The following is an 18,499-nucleotide window of genomic DNA, read 5'->3' as shown; positions in this document are numbered from 1 at the left end:
AGACGGATGATGGGTTTGTGTCAGAGTTTTCCGGTGGCGACGGCCACCGTCAGCCGGGCCTTCTTTTCCAGCTCTCCCATCTCGCGCCCGGCCATATAGGCCCGCGCCAGGGCCGCGGGGGCCACGGCTGGGAAGGCCGCCACCGGCAGCCCCCTCACCTCTCCGCGCGCCGCTTTAAGCTGGTCTTCGACCCGCCGTTTCATATCCGCCCGCGTCCAGTCCGCCGGCAGCCGGTCACGCCCCGCCTGCTTCAACCGCCACAGCCCAGAAAGCCCCCAGGCCCGCGCCGCGCCCTTGACGGCGTGCGGGTCGGCGCTCGGGTCCAGCCGGCGCGCGGCCAAGACCGCCAGCGCGCCGGCCGTGCCGTCGACATAGGCCAGCACCGCCGCCTCGTCCCTCAGGGGACCTTCGTCCAGGTCGGTGAAACGGGCTTCCGACAGCGCCGCCAGGGCGTTGGGATCGAACTTCGCGGCGGCCAGGGCCTCGACGTTGGGATGCTTGCGCGGGGCCTTGCCGGCCGCGATCTCTTCCATGGCCTCGCGCCACCAGGTCAGGCGTATCTCGCCCATCAAGGCGTTGGTGACGCCGCCGGCCACCCGGGCCAGCTCGTAGTTCATGGCGTAGAGCGCGATCACGTCGGCTCGCGCGGCCGCGTCGCCGATGAACCGGCTGGCCAGCCAGCGGTCGGGATCGACGCGGCGGACAAGATCGTCGAGGGTTTCGGTATCGGCCATGAGCTCAAACAGAAAAGGCCCGCCGGCGGATTCGCGGCGGGCCCTCCCCTTACAGCATTTTCAGGCGGTGTTTAGCCGAACAGCGTCTGGTTCATCGCCATCGTCGCCAGCATCGGAATGCTGAGCAGGGTGTTGGCGCGCGAGAACAGCATCGCCGTCTTGGCCGCCTTGGCCTTGGCGTCGGCGTCGGCCTCGACCATGCCAAGGGCGATCTTCTGGTTCGGCCAGATGAAGACCCAGACATTCAGGAACATCACCGTGGCCAGCCACATGCCGGTGCCGATGAAGGTGAAGCCCATGTCGACGCCGGGCGTGTAGCCGCCGGCCAGGCCCAGGGTCGCCGCTTCCAACAGGTAGCCCCGGCTGAAGGCCAGGATCACGCCCATCACCCAGGTGAACAGCGCCGCCCAGCGGAACCAGAACAGGGCCTCGGGCGCGATGTACTTGCTGACCGCCGGTTTCAGCTCGACCGGGATCTGCGGCATCACCCGGATCTGCACGAAGTTGAAATAGTACAGCAGCCCGATCCACAGGATGCCGAACCAGACGTGCAGCAGCCGGAAGATGGCCTGGAAGTAGCTGCTGTCATGGCCGTGCGGGCTGTGCCCGTAGCCAATGATGATCACCAGGGCCAGCACCACGCTGACGATGATCGTGTTGCGGAAGTTCGAAAGTAGTCCGGACATCGTTTCCCCCCCAGTCCTTGCGAAAGCTTGGCGAGACCATAGGACCGTTCAACAGAGTCGGCAAAGTCGGTCGCTAGGAAGTCCTTAAGGTCGTCGCCATAACCTGTAGTTGAGCCATAGTGAGATCCGCCATGCAGGTATCGGCCGCCCCTCAAATCCTTTCCCCGCCGACCGCGAGCGGTGGCGTCGTCGCCGAGGTCATGCGTCAGGCCGCGATCCTGGCCGACGACTCCGGCGCATCGGAGGACCAGAAGATCGACGCCTATATCGCGATCTCCACGGCCATCGTCACCTCGGCCAGCGGTAGGAGCGGCTGGTTCCAGCAAAGCAGCCAGGCCGATCGCGACGCCCTGAACGCGACCTGGAACAATTCGGCCGTCTCCAAGCAGATCCGGCAGGCGGCGGACGCGTTCAACGCCAGAGGCATGAACGCCTCGCGTGAAGGCAATGTGATGGCCGATCAGATCGCGCACCTGAACAAGATGTCGGCCACCCAGCAGAAGATGATCTTCGCGGGAACCGCCAGCCTGGATCAGACCCCGACGATCGAAGGCTGGAAGGCCTTCCTGCAGGAGAACGCCGACGGCCGCGATCAGCAGCTGGCCGCGGAGAAGGCCGAGAAGACCGCCAAGGACGAGACCGTGCGGCTCTCACTGTCAGACGACGCCAAGGCCGCCCTGGACGCCCTGACTGACGAGAACCGGATCGGTGGCGTCGCCGAGGCTGCCCTCGGCATGCTGCGCAAGGCTGCGGAAGAGCGCGCGGAGGCCAAGGCGGAAAAGGATCGCACCCAGGCGCCGGGCGCGATCGTCGACGAGACGGCCTAGACCGCGATCAGCGCCGCCGCCAGACGACGGCCTTCGCTGGCCAGCACGTTGTAGGTCCGCGCGGCGGCCTCGGTGCTCATGAACTCCAGGCCCAGGCCCGCGTCCTTCAGGGCGTCGCGGATGTGACGCGGCGGCAGCGCGTTGTTGAGACCCGTGCCCAGCAGCACGAACTCGACGGCCCCGCCGGCGGCGAACACCTCGGCGAACGACTCGGGAGTCAGCTCGGCGAGGGACGTCGCGGCCCAGTCGCGCGGCTGATCCTCGATGATCAGCAACGAGCCGGGCCGCCAGTCGCCGGCGACCCGGAAGCCGCCGCCGCCCCAGGCGTCGATGGACGGCGGTTGACGCATCAGGGACGCGAGGCCGCGCCGAACTTGATCGGCGTGGCGTCTTCGTCGCCGCGCTTGACGCCCCAGATCAGGATCATCGGCAGGGCGATGTAGATCGACGAGTAGGTGCCGATGATGATGCCGAAGATCATGGTCGTGACCAGCGGGAACAGCACCGGACCGCCGAACGCCATCGTGCCGCCCAGGGCCAGCAGGGCCGTGGTGCCGGTGATGATCGTCCGCGACAGACGCTCGTTTTCCGACAGGTCGATGATGTCGCGCAGCGGCGTGGTCTTGTACTTGCGCAGGTTCTCTTTCAGGCGGTCGAAGGTGATGACCTTCTCGTTCATCGAGTAACCGATGACCGTCAGCAGGGCCGCGATCTCGGTCATCGAGAACTCGATGTGCACCACCGACAGCAGGCCCAGGGTCAGCACGATGTCGTGGATCACGGCCACGACCGCGCCGGTGCCGTAAGACAGGCCGAAGCGGAACCAGATGTAACCCAGGGTCAGCAGCAGGGCGACGGCGAGGGCCTTGAAGCCCGACATCAGCAGTTCGCCCGAGACCTTGGCGCCGACCTGAGAGCGGCTGGTCACCTTCAGGTCGGGGAAACGCTTGACCAGCTCGGCCTCGACATGGGCCGAGGCGGCGCTGGCGCTCTGCCCCTTCTCGGGCAGGAACTTGATCATCGCCGAGTTGGGCTGGCTGGTGAACGGCTGGACCTGGGCGTCATGGACGCCGATCTGGTCCATCGCCGTCCGCAGCTCGGACTGCGACACGACCTGGGCCCGGACGATTTCCAGCGCGTTGCCGCCCTTGAAGTCGATGCCCAGGTTCAGGCCTTGCAGGAACAGCGAGGCGATCGAGCCGACGATCAGGACCGCCGAGAAGATGGCCGCGACGGGCGCCCAGCGCACGAACTGATAGTGGGTCGAGCGCGGGATGTAGCGAATGAGGGGCCAACGCATGGTCGGATCTCCTATGCGATCGGCAGCTTCTTCGGCTTGGTGGCCTTGAACCACCAGCCGATGAGCACTTGCGTGATGAAGATGGCGGTGAACAGCGACGTGAACACGCCGATCACCAGGGTCCAGGCGAAGCCCTTCACCGGGCCAGAGCCGAAGCCGAACATGATCATGCCCGAGATCAGGCTGGTGATGTTGGCGTCCAGGATCGAGGTCAGGGCCAGCCGGTAGCCGTGGTCGGCCGCGGCCATGGGCGTGCGCCCGGCATTGGCCTCGTCGCGCATGCGCTCATAGATAAGCACGTTGGCGTCGACGGCGACGGCCAGGGTCAGGATCAGGCCGGCGATGCCCGGGAAGGTCAGCGTCGCCTGGGTCATCGACATGATGCCGATGATCATCAGAACGTTGACCACCAGGGCGATGGCCGCGAAGCCGCCGAACAGGCCATAGGCCAGGACGACGAACACGAACATCGACACAGCGCCGATCGCCAGCGAGATCGAGCCGGCCTTGACGGCGTCGGCGCCCAGCTCGGCGCTGACGGTGCGCTGGTCTTCGATGTTCAGCGGCGCCGGCAGCGCGCCCGACCGCAGCAGCAGCGACAGCTCGTTGGCGCTCTCGACCGTGAAGTTACCGGTGATGATGCCGCTGCCGCCGGTGATGGCGCCGTTGATGGTCGGCGCCGAGATCACCTTCTTGTCGAGGACGATGGCGAAGCGTTTGCCGACGTTGCGGGCGGTGGCGTCGCCGAACTTGCGGGCGCCCACGCCGTTGAAGGCGAACTGGACAACCGGGTGGCCCGACTGCGGGTCGAAGCCCTGCGAGGCGTTGGTCAGCTCCTCACCCGAGACCAGGGCGCGCTTCTTGAGCACATAGTACGGGGCGTAGGCGTCTTCGCTCTGCAGCAGTTCCGAGCCCGGCGGGATGCGGCCGGCCTGGACGTCTTCGGGGGTGACCGTGTCGTCGACCATCTGGAAGGTCAGCTTGGCGGTCTTGCCGATGACGTTGCGCAGCTTCTCCGGATCGCTCTCGCCCGGGGCCTGGATCATGATCCGGTTGTCGCCCTGGCGGTTGATCGAGGGCTCCTTGGTGCCCAGGCTATCGATCCGGCGACGGATGGTCTCGATCGACTGCTCGACGGCCTTGGCGGCGTCGGCGCGGATCGCTTCCGGCACGTAGCGGATCTCGATGCGCTGATCGGGCTTGCTGGCGATCGCCACGTCGCGACCGCCGATCACGCCGGCCATTGGCGCGCCGATGTTCTTGCGCAGGACGCTCAGAGCGTCGTTGTAGCGCGCGGCGTCGCCGATGCGGACGCTGACCACTTCACCCTGCTGGGCCAGTTCGCCGAACGGGATCTGCTCGGCGCGCAGCTGGGTGCGCACGTCCTCGACCATGTTCGACAGCCGCTCGCGACGCAGCGCCTCGGTGTCGACCTCGTACAGCAGGTACGAACCGCCTTGCAGGTCGAGGCCGAGGTTCAGCTTCTGGTGCGGCAGCCAAGCGGGCATGGCGTCCAACGTCTTCTGCGGGATGACGTTGGGCAGGGAGAACAGGATGCCGAAGATCACCGACAGCGTTACGGCGATGATCTTCCAGCGGGAAAGGGTCAGCATGGATCGTGACTTTTCAGGCGGCGCTACGAACGCCTCGAGACAGGGTGTTCTTAAAGCGCCTTAGTTCTTGGCGTCGTTGGCCGGGGCCGGATCGCCCTTGGCGCGGACCTCGGTGATCATGCCCTTGACGACCTTCACGGTCACGCCCTGGGCGATCTCGACGCCGACTTCCTTGTCTTCGACGCGGACGATCTTGCCCAGCACGCCCGACGACAGGACGACGCTGTCGTTGCGCTTCAGGTTGGCCAGCATGTTCTGGTGTTCCTTGGCGCGCTTCTGCTGCGGGCGGATCAGCATGAAGTAGAACAGCACGACCATCAGGAGGATGGGCGCCAGTTGGATGATTTGAGCGTTCAGGCCGGACATGAGGACTCCAAGAAATTCGCTGAGGCGCGCCGCCTTTAGATAGGGTCGCGCCAAGTCGGCGGAAGCTATGCGTTCGCCTCCCCTTTTGCAATGCAAGCGCACCCGGTATGCACCGTGACTATGACTGACGCGAACTCGTCCTCCCTCGGCCCCCTGCTCACCCGCATCGCCGACGCCCTGGAGCGCCTGGCCCCGCCGCCGCCGCCCACGCCCGATTTCGAGGCCGCGCGCCTGTTCCGGCACGAGCCGGGCGCCGGGGCTTTCGTACCCGCGCCCGACTACCCGCTGTCGCTGGACAGCCTGGTCGGCATCGATCGGCAGAAGACCCGCTTCGTCGAGAATCTACGCCGCTTCGCCGTTGGCGTGCCTAGCAACCACACCCTGCTGTGGGGCGTGCGCGGCACGGGCAAGAGCTCGGTGACCAAGGCCGCCTTCGTCGCCCTGGCCGACGAATTCCCCACCTTGAAGCTGATCGAGGTCGATCGCGACGAGGTCACCGCCCTGCCGCCGCTGTTTGATCTGCTGCGCGCCCGGCCCGAGCGCTTCGTGGTGCTTTGCGACGACCTCTCGTTCGAGGACGGCGCGGCGGCGGCCAAGGCCCTGAAGTCGGCGCTGGAGGGCGGCGTCTCGGGTCCGCCCGAGAACGTGCTGTTCGTCGCCACCTCGAACCGCCGCCACCTGATGCCGCGCGACCACGTCGAGCGCCAGGGCGCCATCGCCGCCGCCGAGAACGCGGAAGAGGAGATGAGCGTCTCCGATCGCTTCGGCCTGTGGATCGGCTTCCCGCCCATGGACCAGGACACCTATCTGGCGGCCATCCGCGGTTATGCCGAGCGCTTTGGCCTGCACGCCGACGATCTGGACCGCCGCGCCCTGCAGTGGTCGACTCAGCGCGGGGCCCGCTCTGGTCGCGTGGCCTGGCAGTTCATCCGCGACCTGGCGGGCGAGCTGGGCGTCAAGCTGCCGGCCTAGCGCCTGGCGCGCTCGCCTGGAGATTGCCGTCCAGCGGCGTCGGCGCGATAATGGCCCAACGTTCGCTGGAGGCGCCCATGGGCAAGCCTTGGTTTCGTACGAAGCGATACGGCTATGGCGCGGGTCTGCCGTGCAGTTGGGAAGGCTGGGCGGTGCTGCTCGGCTTCGCCGGCGTCATGATCACCCTCTCAAGCCTGGCGCCGCACCTGGCGACCAGCCACCCTCGCCTCTTCACCGGCTTCCATGTCGGGCTGATCCTCGGCGTCGTCTTCATTGCCTGGCGCAAGAGCGACAAGCCCTGGGGCTGGCGCTGGGGTGGCGAATAGCGAAACGGCCCGCCTCTTTCGAAGCGGGCCGCTTGTTGCTCAGCGCGGAAGCACTAGGCCCGGATCGACCGGCTTGGCCTTGTCCTTGACCGTGGGCGCATAGCGCATTTCGAAGTGCAGCTTGGGCTCGTTGGTGCCGCCGGTGGCGCCGACCGCGCCCAGCTGTTCGCCCTGGCGCACCGACTGGCGCATCTTGACGTTGATGCTGGAGAGGTGGGCGTAGGCCGTGACCCAGCCGTCGGCGTGCTTGACCAGCACAAGGTTGCCGTACATCGGGACCTGGTTGCCGGCATAGGCCACTTCGCCGTCGGCGGCCGACAGCACCGGCGTGCCCTGCGGCGAGCGGATGTCCACGCCGTCGTTGCGCTGCCCCGTGCTCTTGGGACCGAAGCCGGAAATGATGTCGCCGCGCACCGGCCAGGCGAACCGGCCCTTGCCCGAGGCGATGATCTCGGCCTCGGTCGGGGGGACGCTGCTCTCGATGATCGGACGCGCGGTCGAGGTCGGCGGGGTCACCGGCTGGGCGGCGACCGGGGCGCTCGGACGCGGATAGCTGTTGCCGCTGGGCGTATACGGGACCGGAGCGGACGGGGTCGGCGCCGGCGTCTCGACCTTGGCGTAGGTGTTGGTCGGCTCGGACGGGGCCGGACGGCTGACCGTGGTCGTGGTCTTGATCGGACCCTTGTCCCTGTAGCCGTCGGGCAGGACCAGCTTCTGGCCCTTCTTGACCGAAGCGCTGGTCCTCAGGTCGTTCTCGGCCGCCAGGTCCCTGACGCTGACGTTGAAGCGCTTGGCCACGGCGGTCAGGGTGTCGCCGCTTTGGGCGACATAGGCCTTGGACGTGGTCGCCGGCCCCTTGATCTTGGCGCCCAGCCTCAGCGGCTTGTCGGTGTCCAGGTCGTTGGCGTCGGCCAACTCCTTGATGCTCATGTCGAACTTGCGGGCGATCGCGGTCAGGGTGTCGCCCGACTTGACCGTGTGGACCTGGCGCGGGCCGGCCACCGAAACGACGGCGCCGGTGACGCTGAGCGTGGTGGTGCTGACGGTGGTGGTCGCCGGGGCTTCCGCGGGTGGCTGATAGGTCGGGCGCGATGGGGCGGGGGTCGAGGGGGTCGGACGCGTGGCCGCGGGCTCGTCGCCGGCCAGGGTCGTCGACGAGCCGGGCGTGCCCGGGATCACCGTGGTGGTCTTGGTCGGGCCCTTGTCCTTGTAGCCGTCCGGCAGGATCAGCTTCTGCCCCTTCTTGATCGTCGCGCCGGAAGTCAGGTCGTTCTCTTCCGCCAGATCGGTGGCGGAGATGCTGAAGCGCTTGGCGATGGCGAACATCGTGTCGCCGGTCTGGACCACGTAGGCCTTCTGGTCGTCCTTGGCCGGCCCCTTGATCTTCTGGCCCAGCTTCAGGCGATACGGCGCCTTGAGGTCGTTAAGCTCGACCAGCTCCGCGCGCGTCGAGCCCATGCCGCGAGCGATGGCGTCCAGGGCGTCGCCGGACTCAACGACGCGCACCTGGGGCTTGCCCGGAACACTGACGACCGGACCGGTGACGGTGGTGGTGACCACGGTCCTGGGCGGAACCGGACGGAACACGGGCCGCGGGGCCGGCTGCGGCGCGGGCGGCAGTTCGGAGCGGCTCACCGGCGGCGCCAGCGGCTGGCTCTGGATCGGTTGAGGCGCCGGCAAGGTCTCCGCCGCGTCACGTTCGGTCGGGGTGTTCTGGACGGGCGCGTCGGCCTGCGGCTGGGCCGGGGCCTGGCTGATCGGGAAATTGGGCGTCGGACGCGTCGTGGCGGGCGCTGGAGCCTGGCCCTCACGCGCCGCGTACTGCGGCGCATCGGTCGCGCAAGCGGAGAGCGTTCCAGCCGTCAGGGCGATCACCGCCGCTTGCGTCCACAACTGCCTCATGACGTCTCCTTTCCCGCCGGAGCCACCAAAGGGCTCCGCCAGGGTGAATCAACCTTTAACACCGAAGGACGCGTAAGGCCGCGCCCTCCAACTCACTGATCCTTGGCGACGCCGGCCAGCAAAGGCACGAAGCGCACGTCGCACAGGATCTCTACCCGGAAGCCCCCCTTGCCATCGCCGGCGTAGCGGCGAAGGCTCTGCACAGGCCCCTTCCCGACCGGCGCGACCAGCACGCCGTTGGGCTTCAGCTGCGAAAGCAGCCGCTTAGGATCATCTTCGGCCGCGGCCGTGACCATAATACGGTCGAATGGCGCCTGTTCGGCCCAACCTTCACCACCGTCGCCGAACTTGGTGATGACATTGGTCAAGCCCAGGGTGTTGAAGCGGCTCTCGGCCTCCTTCATCAGGGTCCGATAGCGCTCGATCGTGTAGACCAGACGCGAGACCTTGCTGAGGATGGTGGTCTGGTAGCCCGAGCCGGTGCCGATCTCCAGCACCCGGCAGCGCGGCTCGATCGTCAGGGCCTGGGTCATCAAGCCGACGATGTAGGGCTGGCTGATGGTCTGGCCGCAGGCGATCGGCAGCGCCGAATCCTCCCACGACCGGTCCTTGAACAGGTCCGGCGTGAACAGGTCGCGCGGCGTCGTCTCGATGGCCTTCAGCACCAGGGGATCGGTCACCCCCTGGTCGCGCAGGGCCTGCATCAGGCGCGGCAGGTCGGCCTTGGCGTTCTCGGCGGCCTTGGTCGTCCGTCCGCTCATTCGCCCACCTTCAGCTTAGGCGGAGCGCCGCCTAGCACACCTTTCAACGCGTGAACGCTTTCATGGTGCGTCAGGTCGATGTGCAGCGGCGTGACCGAGATCCTGCCCGAATAGACCGCCTTCAGGTCGGTGCCCTCGGCCGGCTCGGAGGCCTTGGCCGAGAAGCCCATCCAGTAGTAGTCGCGGCCGCGCAAGTCAGTGCGCTTTTCCATGTTGCGCAGCAGGCCATCGCGGAAGCCCTGGCGGGTCACCTCGACCGCCGTGACCTGTTCCGGAGGCAAGGCCGGGAAGTTGACGTTCATGACGACGTCGGCGGGCCAGCCCACTTCCAGCAGGCGCTGAACGATGCCGGGACCGAAGTGCTCGGCCGTCTCCCAGTGGGCGACGACCTCGTCGTGGAAGAAGTTCATGGTCTGGGACAGGGCGATCGAGCGGATCCCGTGCGCCATGCCCTCGATCGCGCCGGCCACCGTGCCCGACAGGGTGACGTCCTCGGCCAGGTTCTGGCCGCGGTTGACGCCCGACAGCACCAGATCCGGCGCGGGGCCGTCGATCAGCTGCTGCACGGCCATCATCACGCAGTCGGTCGGCGTGCCCTCGACGGCGAAGCGGCGCTCGTCCAGCTTCCGCACGCGGATCGGGTCCGACAGGGTCAGGGCCCGGCTGGCGCCCGACTGCTCGTATTCCGGCGCGCAGATCCAGACGTCGTCGGTCAGGGCGCGGGCGATCTTCTCCAGGCTGGCGAGGCCCGGCGCGTTGATGCCGTCGTCGTTGGTGAGGAGGATCCTCACGCAGCGCCTCCGATGTGGGTGACGCCGCCCATATAGGGCCGCAGCGCGGCCGGGATGTGGATGCGGCCGGCCTCGTCCTGGTAGTTCTCAAGCACGGCGACAAGGGTGCGGCCCACGGCCAGGCCCGAGCCGTTCAGGGTGTGCACGAAGTGGCCGCCCTTCTCGCCGGTCTTGCGGTAGCGGGCGTCCATGCGGCGGGCCTGGAAGTCACCGCAGTTCGAGCACGAGCTGATCTCGCGGTACATGTTCTGCGACGGCAGCCAGACTTCCAGGTCGTAGGTCTTCTTGGCGCCAAAGCCCATGTCGCCGGTGCACAGCAGCATGGTGCGGAACGGCAGCTCCAGCTTCTTCAGCACGGCCTCGGCGCACTCGACCATGCGCTGATGCTCGGCTTCCGACTGATCCGGCGTGGTGATCGAGACCAGCTCGACCTTGTAGAACTGGTGCTGGCGGATCATGCCGCGCGTGTCGCGACCGGCCGACCCGGCCTCGGCGCGGAACGACGGCGTCAGGGCCGTCAGGCGCATCGGCAGCTCTTCCTCGGCCACCAGCTGCTCGCGGACGATGTTGGTCAGCGAGACCTCGGCGGTGGGGATCAGCCAGCGGTCGTCTGTGGTGTGGAACAGGTCGTCGGCGAACTTCGGCAGCTGACCGGTGCCGAACAGAGCCTCGTCGCGCACCAGCAGGGGCGGGCTGATCTCGGTGTAGCCGTGCTCGACCGTCTGCAGGTCCAGCATGAACTGGCCGATGGCGCGCTCCAGGCGGGCGATCTCTTTCTTGAGCACCACGAAGCGGGCGCCGCTCATGCGGGCGGCGGCCTCGAAATCCATGCCGCCCAGGGCCGCGCCCAGATCGACGTGATCCTTGGGCGCATTCAGCTTGCCGGCCGGCAGGGCCTTGGCGTCGCCCCAGGCGCGCTGCTCGACGTTACCGCTCTCATCCTCGCCGACGGGAACTTCCGCGGCCGGGACGTTGGGCAAGGACGCCAGCAGGTCCTTGAGCTTGCCGCCGACCAGGGCCTCTTCTTCGGCGGCGGTCGCCATGACGCCTTTCAACGCCTCGACCTCGGCCATCAGGCGCGAGGCCTCGGCCTCGTCCTTCTTGGCCTTGGCCATGCCGATCAGCTTCGAGCTCTCGTTGCGCTTGGCCTGGGCTTCCTGAAGGGCGGTCTGGGCCGCGCGCAGCTGGGCGTCCAGCTTGACCGCCTCGGCGGCCGCGCCCGACCGGCCCTTGCCCGACCAATGCAGGTCGAACGCTTCGGGATTGTCGCGGATGGCCTTGATGTCGTGCATCGAACGATAGCTCGAAAGAGTAGGAGAAACGCCCTCTCTAAGGCGCGTCGGCGGGGGCGCCAAGCGTTCCGGACGGCCTTACCGGCTCTCAACGGCTTCGTGATCCCGCGCGCCGACGGCGAAACCTGGGCGTCATTGCGCGAAACCCCAAAAATGGGACACGTGCGACCGCATGACGCAGGGAGAAAAGCCGTTCATTTCGAATTTTCGCGCCGATCCGCACGAACGATCCAACTGTTAACGGAAATTAGCCGCGCTTCCACACCCAGGCTTAATGCCGATCCCGGAAAAGCCGCGCCAACTTCAGTACGCGTCCTTTTCCGGCCCTCCCCGGCCTCCCGATCATTCATTCAGGACCAAGTCACACCATGAAGACGCTCGCCGCTTTCGCCGCCCTCGCCATCGCCGCCGCCGTCGCCGCTCCGGCCGGCGCCAAGACCGCCACTTCGGAAGTCCGCGTCTCGATCGCCGGCAAGAACTCGGTCCAGATCGAAAACGAGATCAAGGCCGCCGCCGCCGCCGTCTGCGCCGACACCACGAAGGTGAACGCCCAGGACTGCATCGAAGGCGCCACCAGCAGCGCTCACCGCCAACTGGCCTCGCTGCTGCGCGCCCGTGACGCCGGCAAGGCCTTCACCAACGAAACCGTCTCGGTCGTCCGCATCTCGCTGAAGGGCAAGACCCGCGACCAGATCGACTCGGAAATCCGCGCCGCGGCCGCCACGGTGTGCAAGGCCCAGCCGAACTTCAGCATCGTCACCTACCAGACCTGCGTGACCGACACGGTCCGCGCCGCCAAGGCTCAGCTGCAGGCCCGCATGGGCGCCGCCGCCTAAGCTTTCACTCGCTTATCTGAGTGGAAACGGAGGGCTCCGCGGCTTGGTCGCGGGGCCCTTTTTCCATTTATCTGAGCCCCTCCCCTTGATGGGGAGGGGTTGGGGTGGGGTGACAACGGCGGTGGACGCCTCGCGCTGAGGCCAGCTCAGCAGTCACCCCCATCCCTACCCTTCCCCCATCAAGGGGGAAGGAGAAGAGTGCTTAGACCGCCACGATGTCCGTGCCGGCTTCCTCGTCCTCTTCCCGCTTGCGGCGGCGTTCGATCAGCCACACGCACCAGATCGAGATCTCGTACAGCAGGCACAGCGGCACGGCCAAGGTGATCTGGCTGATCGGATCCGGCGGCGTGACGATGGCGGCCACCACGAAGACCGCGACGATGGCGTACCGGCGGCCGGTGCGCAGCATCTTGGAGTCGATCAGCCCCGCCAGACCGCCCAGCGACAGCACCACCGGCAGCTGGAAGCTGAGGCCGAAGGCCAGCAGGAGGGTCGTGACCAGGGTCAGATATTCCGACACTCGCGTCTGCAGCACCACCTTCACGCCGTCGCCGACGATCTGCTGGCTCAGCGAGAACCACAGCACGAACGGCAGCATCACGTAGTAGACCAGCGACGCGCCCAGCAGGAACAGCACCGGCGAGGCGATCAGGAACGGCAGGAACGCGTTGCGTTCCTTCTTGTACAGACCCGGCGCGACGAAGCGGTAGAGCTGCCAGGCGATGATCGGGAACGCGATGATGATCGCCCCGAACGCCGCGAGCTTGATGTTGGTGAAGAACTGCTCCAGCGGCGCGGTGGCCTGCAGGGTGATATCGGCCAGCGCGGCGGCCGGGACCTTCTTCACGCCGATCAGCGCCAGGATCAGGTCGAACGAACCATGGTGGCCGCCGGCGTCCTGCACGGCCTTCAAGCCCTCGGCCACCGTGAACGGGCGGACCAGGAACAAGAAGAGCGGCTTCACGAAGGCGAAGCAGATCCCGAACGCCACGGCGATGGCGCCGACGCAGATGATCAGGCGGGTGCGCAGTTCGACCAGATGGTCGAGGAGCGGCGCGCGCGAGGACTCGATCTCGTCCTCGGTGTCATATCCGATGGTTTTATCGTTCACGAGACGATGTCCGAAGCGGTCGAGCCGCCCGCCTTGGCGGCGCGCTTACGCGGCGCGCGGGCGGCCTTGGGGGCTTCGACGGTAATGTCCTTCTTGGACGCGGCGGCCTTCTTGCGCGGCGCCTTGGCCGGCTCGACCACGGCGGGCTCGGCAACCGCGACGGCTTTCTTGCGCGGCGCTCGTTTGGGCTTCTCGACGATCTCCACGCTCGTTTGCGCGGGCGGTAGGATCGAGTTGTCGACAGTCAGGGCCGGATTGTGGATTTCGCCAGCGGCGTAGGGGCTGACCTGGGTCGCGCCGCTGGACAACGACGCATCGATGTCGGCGAACACCTGGTCAACACCAGCGTCGCTGGCCGCGTCCGCTGCGCCCTGCACCGGATTGGTGAACTGGCCCGAACGCATGGCCTGCACTTCGCGACGCAGTTCATCCAGTTCGGACTGGCGAGCCATCTCGTCGAAACTGGCCCGGAACTCCGAGGCCATGCCGCGCATGCGCCCGACGAACTGGCCGAGCTTGCGCAAGAGAACGGGCAAATCCTTGGGACCGACCACGATCAAGGCGACGGCGGCGATGACAAGGAGTTCTGTGCCGCCGATATCAGGTAGCATGGACGCGCCTTACGAACGGCGGAGCCTTGAACAGCCCCCCGCGAGGTTGGATCGTCGCGCGCGGAGAACCCCTCCCCGCGCGCCTCGAAGCCTTACGACTTGCGAAGCTCTTCGGCTTCCTGCTCGGTGCGCGGCAGGGCGCCCTTGGCCTTGTTGTCGGCGACTTCATCGCTGGTGTCGTCCTTCAGGCCGTCCTTGAACGCCCGGATGCCCTTGGCCGCGTCACCCATGATGCCCGACAGCTTGCCGCGGCCACCGAACAGCAGCAGCACGACGATGGCGACGATGATCCAGTGGATAGGACCGAAACTTCCCATAACCTAGACTCCTTGCGACAGCGCCAGATAGCCGCTGCGACGCGTCGTTACAACATGTCGGAGAATATAGGCGCTCCGGGGGCCGCCGACCATCGTTACCCCATGAAGCGCCCGTGCGGTGAGAAGTCGCGTGAGCATCGGCAAGATCTGCTCGGTCAAGTTGACCGGCCAGTGCCGCTTTCGCCAAACCCTTACGCCACAAGCCTTTGAAAAGCATAGCGAAGCGCAACTGGCGCGCTTCTTGCCAGAGTGTCGCACCCCTTGTGTCCGGGAGTGCGTTCGTATGTCGATTTCCTCGATCGGTTCTTCCTCGCCGTATGCCGGCGCCTATGGCGGCGTCAGCGCCTCGACCTCGTCGCCGGTCGGCGAGATGTCGGCCAAGGACGAGTTCCTGAAGTTCCAGGCCATGACGCCGGCCCAGAAGATGCGGGCCATGATGCTGGCCAAGCTGGGCGTGACGGAGGATCAGCTGAAGGCGATGTCCCCCGAGGACCGCAAGAAGGTCGAGGACAAGCTGAAGGAAATGATCAAGCAGCAGGTCCAGAACGATCCGGAAAAGAAGGATCAGAAGGGCCTCGTCGCCAACATCATGGCGTAGCTAGCCATCGGCCTTCTCCGGCTCGCCCAGGAAGTCCTGGGCGAATTCCGGCGTTTCTCCGTCGTCGAGGTCCAGCGGATCCTCTTCCTCGTTCGGGCGCAGGCCCAGCGGATCGGGCACGTTGAAGCCCGGCGGCAGGTTCATTTCCAGCAGACCCGCGGCCTTCATCTCGGCGATGCCGGGCAGGTCACCCAGGTTGGCCAGGCCGTAGTGCTCTAGAAACGCGTCCGTCGTCCCGAACGTCACGGGCCGGCCCGGCGTGCGGCGGCGGCCCCGCATGCGGATCAAGCCCAGCTCCAGCAGGACGTCGATCGTGCCCCGGCTGGCCTGGACGCCGCGCACGGCCTCGATCTCGGCGCGCGTCACCGGCTGGTGATAGGCGACGATGGCCAGGGTCTCCTGGGCGGCCTTGGACAGGCGGCGCGGCTCCTCGCGTTCTTCGGTCATCAGGAACGACAGGTCGTTGGCCGTCTGGAACCGCCAGCGCCCGGCGACGGCGACCAGTTCGATCCCCCTGCCCTCGTAGCGCGCCCGCAGCGCCGCGATCGCGACCGCGATGTCGGCGCCTTCCGGCAGGCGCTTGGCCAGGTCGACGTCGCTGAGCGGCTCGGCCGCCGCGAACAGCAGCGCCTCGATGCAGCGCTCGACGAAGAGGGGTTCCAGTTCGACGGTCATTCGACGATTTCCAGCGGTTCCGCCCGGGTCCGCAAGTAGATGTCCTCGAACGCCCCCATCTGACGGGCCTCGAGTATGCCTTCCTTCACCAGCTCCAGCGAGGCCGACAGGGTCGAGGCCAGGTACGATGCGGGCGTCGGGCCGTCGTCCTCTTCCAGCGCCCGCTCGATCGGAGCGACGGTGGAAAGGACGGTCCAGTCCTCCATCTTCGGCAGCAGGCCGCGCAGCCGGTCGCGGGCGTCTTCCAGCGGATAGGCGGTCGGCGGGCGCGGGGCGTAGTGGCGGCTGTGCTCGCGTTTGCGCTGTTCGATATAGGCGCTCATCAGGCCGTAGAGACTGCCCTCCAGCCGGGTCGAGGAGACGATCTTCACGGCTTCCGGGTCGCCGCGCATGAAGACGTCGCGGCCGATGATCGGGCGCTCCTTCAGGGCTTCGACGGCCTTGCGCATGACGTCCAGCTTGGCCAGGCGGAAGGCCAGCTGCGCGGCCATCTCCTCGGCGGGCGGCTCCTCGGCCTTGGCGCGCTCGGGCTTGGGCAGCAACAGGCGGGACTTCAGATAGGCCAGCCAGGCGGCCATCACCAGATAATCGGCGGCCAGCGAGAACCGCACGCGGCGGGCCTGCTGCACGAAGGCCAGGTACTGCTCGGCCAGCTTGGTGATCGATAGCTGCAGCAAGTCGACCTTCTGGCTACGGGCCAGCGCCAGCAACACGTGCAGCGGGCCTTCGTAGCCGTCGATGTCGATGACCAGCGCCGCGCCGTCTTCGGCCGCTTCGTCGGCGGCGGCAAAGTCGAAGGTGGGCTGGAAGCCCGTGCTCAAGCGTATTTGCCGTCGAAGGCGGCGTCGAAGCGGGCTCGGGCCTGCGCCACATCGAAGGGTTCCGGAACCTTGACCAGGCGGCCCATCACGGCCTGAGCCCGGCGGCGGGCTTCCTTGGAGAGCTTGCCGACGCCCGACATCACGGCCTTCATCTCGGCCATGTCGCCATTGCAGTGCAGGACGACGTCGCAGCCGGCGGCCAGGCTGTCCTTGGCGCGCTGCTTGAAGTCGCCCGACAGCGCCTTCATCGACAGGTCGTCGCTCATCAGCAGGCCGTCGAAGCCGATGGATTCGCGGATGATTTTCTTGATGGCCTTCTTGGACGTCGTGGCCGGGTTCTTGCGGTCGATGGCCGTGTAGACGACGTGGGCCGTCATCGCCATCGGCATGTCGGACAGCACGCGGAACGGCGCGAAGTCGCGGATTTCCAGCTCGAGCAGCTTGGCCTTGACCACCGGCAGCTCCAGGTGGCTGTCGCTGAGGGCGCGGCCGTGGCCGGGGATGTGCTTGATGATCGGCAGGACGCCGCCAGCCAGCAGGCCCTCGGCGGCCGCGCGACCCAGGGTCGCCACCTGCTCGGGCGTGTCGCCATAGGCGCGGTCGCCGATGATCTCGTGGCCCTTGGGGTCGGGCACGTCCAGCACCGGCACGCAGTCGACATTGACGCCGATCGACCGCAGGTCGTGGGCGATAAGGCGCGAGCCCAGGCGGGTGATCTCGCGCGCCGTCAAAGGGTCGTTGGCGACCAGCTCGCCATAGGCGCGGCCTGGCGGATAGATGCGCCAGTGCGGCGGCTGCAGGCGGGCGACGCGGCCGCCCTCCTGGTCGATCAGGATCGGCGCGTCGGGCCGTCCGATCGTCTCGCGCAGAGCGGCGGTCAGCGCTCGCACCTGCTCGGGGTCGGCGATGTTGCGCTTGAACAGGATGAAGCCCCACGGCTTCACGTCCCGGAAGAAATCGGCCTCTTCACGCGAAAGCGTGGTCCCGGCGCAGCCGAGGATAGCGGCGGAAGAGGAGGCGCCCATCAGCAGGCTCATTTGACGAAGCAGGACTTGCCCGAGGCCGAGATGGCCTCGCAGAACGCCCTGGCCGCTTCACGCGAAGCAAAGCCGGTGACCGAGGTTCGGTAGAGGGTCGCGCCATTCTTGTCGATCGCTTCCACCTTCTTGCCCTTGCCGGCGGCCAGGCCGGGGGCCAGGCGAGTGGCTTCGATCCAGGCCTTGTCGGCCAGGGCGGGCGAGGACAGCGCGCCGATCTGCACCGAGGCCGGACCAGACGCCGTGGCGACGGGCTTAGGCGCAACTGCGGCGACCTGAGCCGGCTTCGGCTGGGCCACGACGGGCTTCTGGTTGGCGGCGGTGGCCAGGGACTCGATGGTCGGGGCCGGCTTGGCGCCCTGGGGGGTTGGCGGGGTAGCCGGCTTGGCGGCCGGCAGGGCCGCGCTCTGCACCGGCGTCGTCGGCAGCGGCGCGGCTGGGCGAGCCTGAGGCGTTTCCGGCGGCGCGGCGAAGGTCGCCGACGGCTGCGGGTCCTCATTGTGATAGATCTGCAGGCCCGCGGCCGGATCCTGCGGCTGGCTGGCGGCGGCCGGCGGGGTCTTCATCTGGGCCACTTCCGTCCCGACGGCTTGTGGCGGCTCGTTCGGATTCCGGATGCCGCCGCGATAGATCATCACCACCGCGACGACCAGGGTCACCAGCACCACCGCGCTGATGATCAGGGTCATGGGCAGGGGGCGAGCGCCGCGCACGGGCTGACGCGCGTCGAACGACAACGGCGCGTCGGTAGGCGGCGTATAGGCTCCGCGGTGCGGGTCGGACATCTCGAACAGGCTCCAGATACTCTTGGGCCCCAAAAAACGGGGGGCGCACGGATCGAACGCATCGAATCAGACGCGCGCGACCCTAGGTTACCCTTCGCCGGCCCGTCTCAGAAGCGCCCGCCCCGCTCAGGTGGCAGA

General features: G+C 67.3%; 22 protein-coding genes. 5 read left to right on the top strand and 17 right to left on the bottom strand.

The genetic code is table 11. The features are described from left to right. Positions 1-20: 20 nt before the first annotated feature. The gene (locus ACW173_RS15745) at positions 21-734 is read right to left on the bottom strand and encodes a squalene/phytoene synthase family protein (RefSeq protein ID WP_492080946.1); all 714 of its coding nucleotides are present in this window, start codon (positions 732-734) and stop codon (positions 21-23) included. A 71-nt stretch (positions 735-805) separates the two neighbouring features. Then, positions 806-1,420 carry a urate hydroxylase PuuD gene (locus ACW173_RS15740; RefSeq protein ID WP_492080945.1) on the bottom strand — a complete coding sequence of 205 codons (615 nt, stop codon included), beginning with the start codon at positions 1,418-1,420 and terminating at the stop codon, positions 806-808. 131 nt (positions 1,421-1,551) lie between these two features. Here ACW173_RS15740 and ACW173_RS15735 point away from each other — a divergent pair, with 131 nt between their 5' ends. Next, the gene (locus tag ACW173_RS15735) at positions 1,552-2,247 is read left to right on the top strand and encodes a hypothetical protein (RefSeq protein ID WP_492080944.1); all 696 of its coding nucleotides are present in this window, start codon (positions 1,552-1,554) and stop codon (positions 2,245-2,247) included. Here ACW173_RS15735 and ACW173_RS15730 read toward each other — a convergent pair. Genes ACW173_RS15730 through yajC form a run of 4 tightly spaced genes read right to left on the bottom strand, consistent with a single transcriptional unit; the run spans position 2,244 to position 5,526 of the window. Then, positions 2,244-2,597 (bottom strand): Mth938-like domain-containing protein, encoded by a 354-nt coding sequence (locus tag ACW173_RS15730; RefSeq protein WP_492080943.1) that lies wholly within the window; start codon positions 2,595-2,597, stop codon positions 2,244-2,246. The two genes, ACW173_RS15735 and ACW173_RS15730, sit on opposite strands and share 4 nt — an antisense overlap. Continuing rightward, a complete protein-coding gene (secF, locus tag ACW173_RS15725; RefSeq protein ID WP_492080942.1) occupies positions 2,597-3,547 on the bottom strand; it encodes a protein translocase subunit SecF in 951 nt (316 codons plus the stop codon). Before secF ends, ACW173_RS15730 begins: the two co-directional genes overlap by 1 nt. 11 nt (positions 3,548-3,558) lie before the next feature. Then, positions 3,559-5,160 (bottom strand): protein translocase subunit SecD, encoded by a 1,602-nt coding sequence (gene secD, locus ACW173_RS15720; RefSeq protein WP_492080941.1) that lies wholly within the window; start codon positions 5,158-5,160, stop codon positions 3,559-3,561. 60 nt (positions 5,161-5,220) lie between these two features. After that, positions 5,221-5,526 carry a preprotein translocase subunit YajC gene (yajC, locus tag ACW173_RS15715; protein ID WP_492080939.1) on the bottom strand — a complete coding sequence of 102 codons (306 nt, stop codon included), beginning with the start codon at positions 5,524-5,526 and terminating at the stop codon, positions 5,221-5,223. Positions 5,527-5,646: 120 nt separating this feature from the next. Between yajC and ACW173_RS15710 the strand changes: the two genes are divergently transcribed. Beyond that, positions 5,647-6,498: an ATP-binding protein gene (locus ACW173_RS15710; RefSeq protein ID WP_492080938.1), complete on the top strand. Its 852-nt coding sequence runs from the start codon at positions 5,647-5,649 to the stop codon at positions 6,496-6,498. 77 nt (positions 6,499-6,575) lie between these two features. Continuing rightward, a complete protein-coding gene (locus ACW173_RS15705; protein WP_492080937.1) occupies positions 6,576-6,824 on the top strand; it encodes a hypothetical protein in 249 nt (82 codons plus the stop codon). Positions 6,825-6,863: 39 nt separating this feature from the next. Here the strand turns inward: ACW173_RS15705 and dipM are convergent, their stop codons facing one another. The 4 genes from dipM to serS all read right to left on the bottom strand — a co-directional run bounded on the left by dipM (position 6,864) and on the right by serS (position 11,570). Beyond that, positions 6,864-8,726 carry a cell division endopeptidase DipM gene (dipM, locus tag ACW173_RS15700; protein ID WP_492080936.1) on the bottom strand — a complete coding sequence of 621 codons (1,863 nt, stop codon included), beginning with the start codon at positions 8,724-8,726 and terminating at the stop codon, positions 6,864-6,866. 92 nt (positions 8,727-8,818) lie between these two features. Then, on the bottom strand, positions 8,819-9,487 hold the full coding sequence (locus ACW173_RS15695; RefSeq protein ID WP_492080935.1) for a protein-L-isoaspartate(D-aspartate) O-methyltransferase: 669 nt from the start codon (positions 9,485-9,487) through the stop codon (positions 8,819-8,821). Next, positions 9,484-10,278, bottom strand: a complete 795-nt coding sequence (gene surE / locus ACW173_RS15690; RefSeq protein WP_492080934.1) for a 5'/3'-nucleotidase SurE — start codon at positions 10,276-10,278, stop codon at positions 9,484-9,486. Before surE ends, ACW173_RS15695 begins: the two co-directional genes overlap by 4 nt. Continuing rightward, entirely contained in the window at positions 10,275-11,570 is a 1,296-nt protein-coding gene (serS, locus tag ACW173_RS15685; protein WP_492080933.1) for a serine--tRNA ligase, read from the bottom strand. The genes surE and serS overlap by 4 nt, the downstream gene beginning before the upstream one ends. 368 nt (positions 11,571-11,938) lie before the next feature. On the opposite strand from serS, the gene ACW173_RS15680 reads away from it, so the two are divergent. Next, positions 11,939-12,406, top strand: coding sequence for a hypothetical protein (locus tag ACW173_RS15680; protein ID WP_492080932.1), 468 nt, complete (start codon positions 11,939-11,941; stop codon positions 12,404-12,406). Between the two features lie 202 nt (positions 12,407-12,608). On the opposite strand, the gene tatC is transcribed toward ACW173_RS15680, so the two are convergent. The 3 genes from tatC to tatA form a co-directional block, all read right to left on the bottom strand. Beyond that, positions 12,609-13,517, bottom strand: a complete 909-nt coding sequence (gene tatC, locus ACW173_RS15675) for a twin-arginine translocase subunit TatC (RefSeq protein WP_492080931.1) — start codon at positions 13,515-13,517, stop codon at positions 12,609-12,611. Next, positions 13,514-14,128, bottom strand: a complete 615-nt coding sequence (gene tatB, locus ACW173_RS15670) for a Sec-independent protein translocase protein TatB (protein ID WP_492080930.1) — start codon at positions 14,126-14,128, stop codon at positions 13,514-13,516. Before tatB ends, tatC begins: the two co-directional genes overlap by 4 nt. A gap of 92 nt (positions 14,129-14,220) precedes the next feature. Next, positions 14,221-14,445, bottom strand: coding sequence for a twin-arginine translocase TatA/TatE family subunit (gene tatA / locus ACW173_RS15665; RefSeq protein ID WP_492080929.1), 225 nt, complete (start codon positions 14,443-14,445; stop codon positions 14,221-14,223). 283 nt (positions 14,446-14,728) lie between these two features. Here tatA and ACW173_RS15660 point away from each other — a divergent pair, with 283 nt between their 5' ends. After that, on the top strand, positions 14,729-15,043 hold the full coding sequence (locus ACW173_RS15660) for a hypothetical protein (protein WP_492080928.1): 315 nt from the start codon (positions 14,729-14,731) through the stop codon (positions 15,041-15,043). On the opposite strand, the gene scpB is transcribed toward ACW173_RS15660, so the two are convergent. The 4 genes from scpB to ftsN are packed head-to-tail and all read right to left on the bottom strand — an operon-like array spanning position 15,044 to position 18,361. Further along, positions 15,044-15,718: an SMC-Scp complex subunit ScpB gene (gene scpB / locus ACW173_RS15655; protein WP_492080927.1), complete on the bottom strand. Its 675-nt coding sequence runs from the start codon at positions 15,716-15,718 to the stop codon at positions 15,044-15,046. Continuing rightward, complete coding sequence (locus tag ACW173_RS15650) at positions 15,715-16,539, bottom strand: segregation and condensation protein A (protein WP_492080926.1); 825 nt, start codon at positions 16,537-16,539, stop codon at positions 15,715-15,717. The genes scpB and ACW173_RS15650 overlap by 4 nt, the downstream gene beginning before the upstream one ends. Further along, entirely contained in the window at positions 16,536-17,576 is a 1,041-nt protein-coding gene (nagZ, locus tag ACW173_RS15645; protein ID WP_492080925.1) for a beta-N-acetylhexosaminidase, read from the bottom strand. The genes ACW173_RS15650 and nagZ overlap by 4 nt, the downstream gene beginning before the upstream one ends. Further along, positions 17,573-18,361, bottom strand: a complete 789-nt coding sequence (gene ftsN, locus ACW173_RS15640; protein ID WP_492080924.1) for a cell division protein FtsN — start codon at positions 18,359-18,361, stop codon at positions 17,573-17,575. The genes nagZ and ftsN overlap by 4 nt, the downstream gene beginning before the upstream one ends. Positions 18,362-18,499: the final 138 nt, after the last annotated feature.

The sequence above is a fragment of the Caulobacter sp. ALps2 genome (assembly GCF_058681635.1).
This window is presented reverse-complemented; position numbering and strand designations above follow the sequence as displayed.

Excerpts from the sequence above, each read along its gene's own strand:
- ACW173_RS15745 (WP_492080946.1), bottom strand. The coding sequence starts at position 734 with ATGGCCGATACCGAAACCCTCGACGATCTTGTCCGCCGCGTCGATCCC.
- ACW173_RS15740 (WP_492080945.1), bottom strand. The coding sequence starts at position 1,420 with ATGTCCGGACTACTTTCGAACTTCCGCAACACGATCATCGTCAGCGTG.
- ACW173_RS15735 (WP_492080944.1), top strand. The coding sequence starts at position 1,552 with ATGCAGGTATCGGCCGCCCCTCAAATCCTTTCCCCGCCGACCGCGAGC.
- ACW173_RS15730 (WP_492080943.1), bottom strand. The coding sequence starts at position 2,597 with ATGCGTCAACCGCCGTCCATCGACGCCTGGGGCGGCGGCGGCTTCCGG.
- secF (WP_492080942.1), bottom strand. The coding sequence starts at position 3,547 with ATGCGTTGGCCCCTCATTCGCTACATCCCGCGCTCGACCCACTATCAG.
- secD (WP_492080941.1), bottom strand. The coding sequence starts at position 5,160 with ATGCTGACCCTTTCCCGCTGGAAGATCATCGCCGTAACGCTGTCGGTG.
- yajC (WP_492080939.1), bottom strand. The coding sequence starts at position 5,526 with ATGTCCGGCCTGAACGCTCAAATCATCCAACTGGCGCCCATCCTCCTG.
- ACW173_RS15710 (WP_492080938.1), top strand. The coding sequence starts at position 5,647 with ATGACTGACGCGAACTCGTCCTCCCTCGGCCCCCTGCTCACCCGCATC.
- ACW173_RS15705 (WP_492080937.1), top strand. The coding sequence starts at position 6,576 with ATGGGCAAGCCTTGGTTTCGTACGAAGCGATACGGCTATGGCGCGGGT.
- dipM (WP_492080936.1), bottom strand. The coding sequence starts at position 8,726 with ATGAGGCAGTTGTGGACGCAAGCGGCGGTGATCGCCCTGACGGCTGGA.
- ACW173_RS15695 (WP_492080935.1), bottom strand. The coding sequence starts at position 9,487 with ATGAGCGGACGGACGACCAAGGCCGCCGAGAACGCCAAGGCCGACCTG.
- serS (WP_492080933.1), bottom strand. The coding sequence starts at position 11,570 with ATGCACGACATCAAGGCCATCCGCGACAATCCCGAAGCGTTCGACCTG.
- ACW173_RS15680 (WP_492080932.1), top strand. The coding sequence starts at position 11,939 with ATGAAGACGCTCGCCGCTTTCGCCGCCCTCGCCATCGCCGCCGCCGTC.
- tatB (WP_492080930.1), bottom strand. The coding sequence starts at position 14,128 with ATGCTACCTGATATCGGCGGCACAGAACTCCTTGTCATCGCCGCCGTC.
- tatA (WP_492080929.1), bottom strand. The coding sequence starts at position 14,445 with ATGGGAAGTTTCGGTCCTATCCACTGGATCATCGTCGCCATCGTCGTG.
- ACW173_RS15660 (WP_492080928.1), top strand. The coding sequence starts at position 14,729 with ATGTCGATTTCCTCGATCGGTTCTTCCTCGCCGTATGCCGGCGCCTAT.
- scpB (WP_492080927.1), bottom strand. The coding sequence starts at position 15,718 with ATGACCGTCGAACTGGAACCCCTCTTCGTCGAGCGCTGCATCGAGGCG.
- nagZ (WP_492080925.1), bottom strand. The coding sequence starts at position 17,576 with ATGAGCCTGCTGATGGGCGCCTCCTCTTCCGCCGCTATCCTCGGCTGC.
- ftsN (WP_492080924.1), bottom strand. The coding sequence starts at position 18,361 with ATGTCCGACCCGCACCGCGGAGCCTATACGCCGCCTACCGACGCGCCG.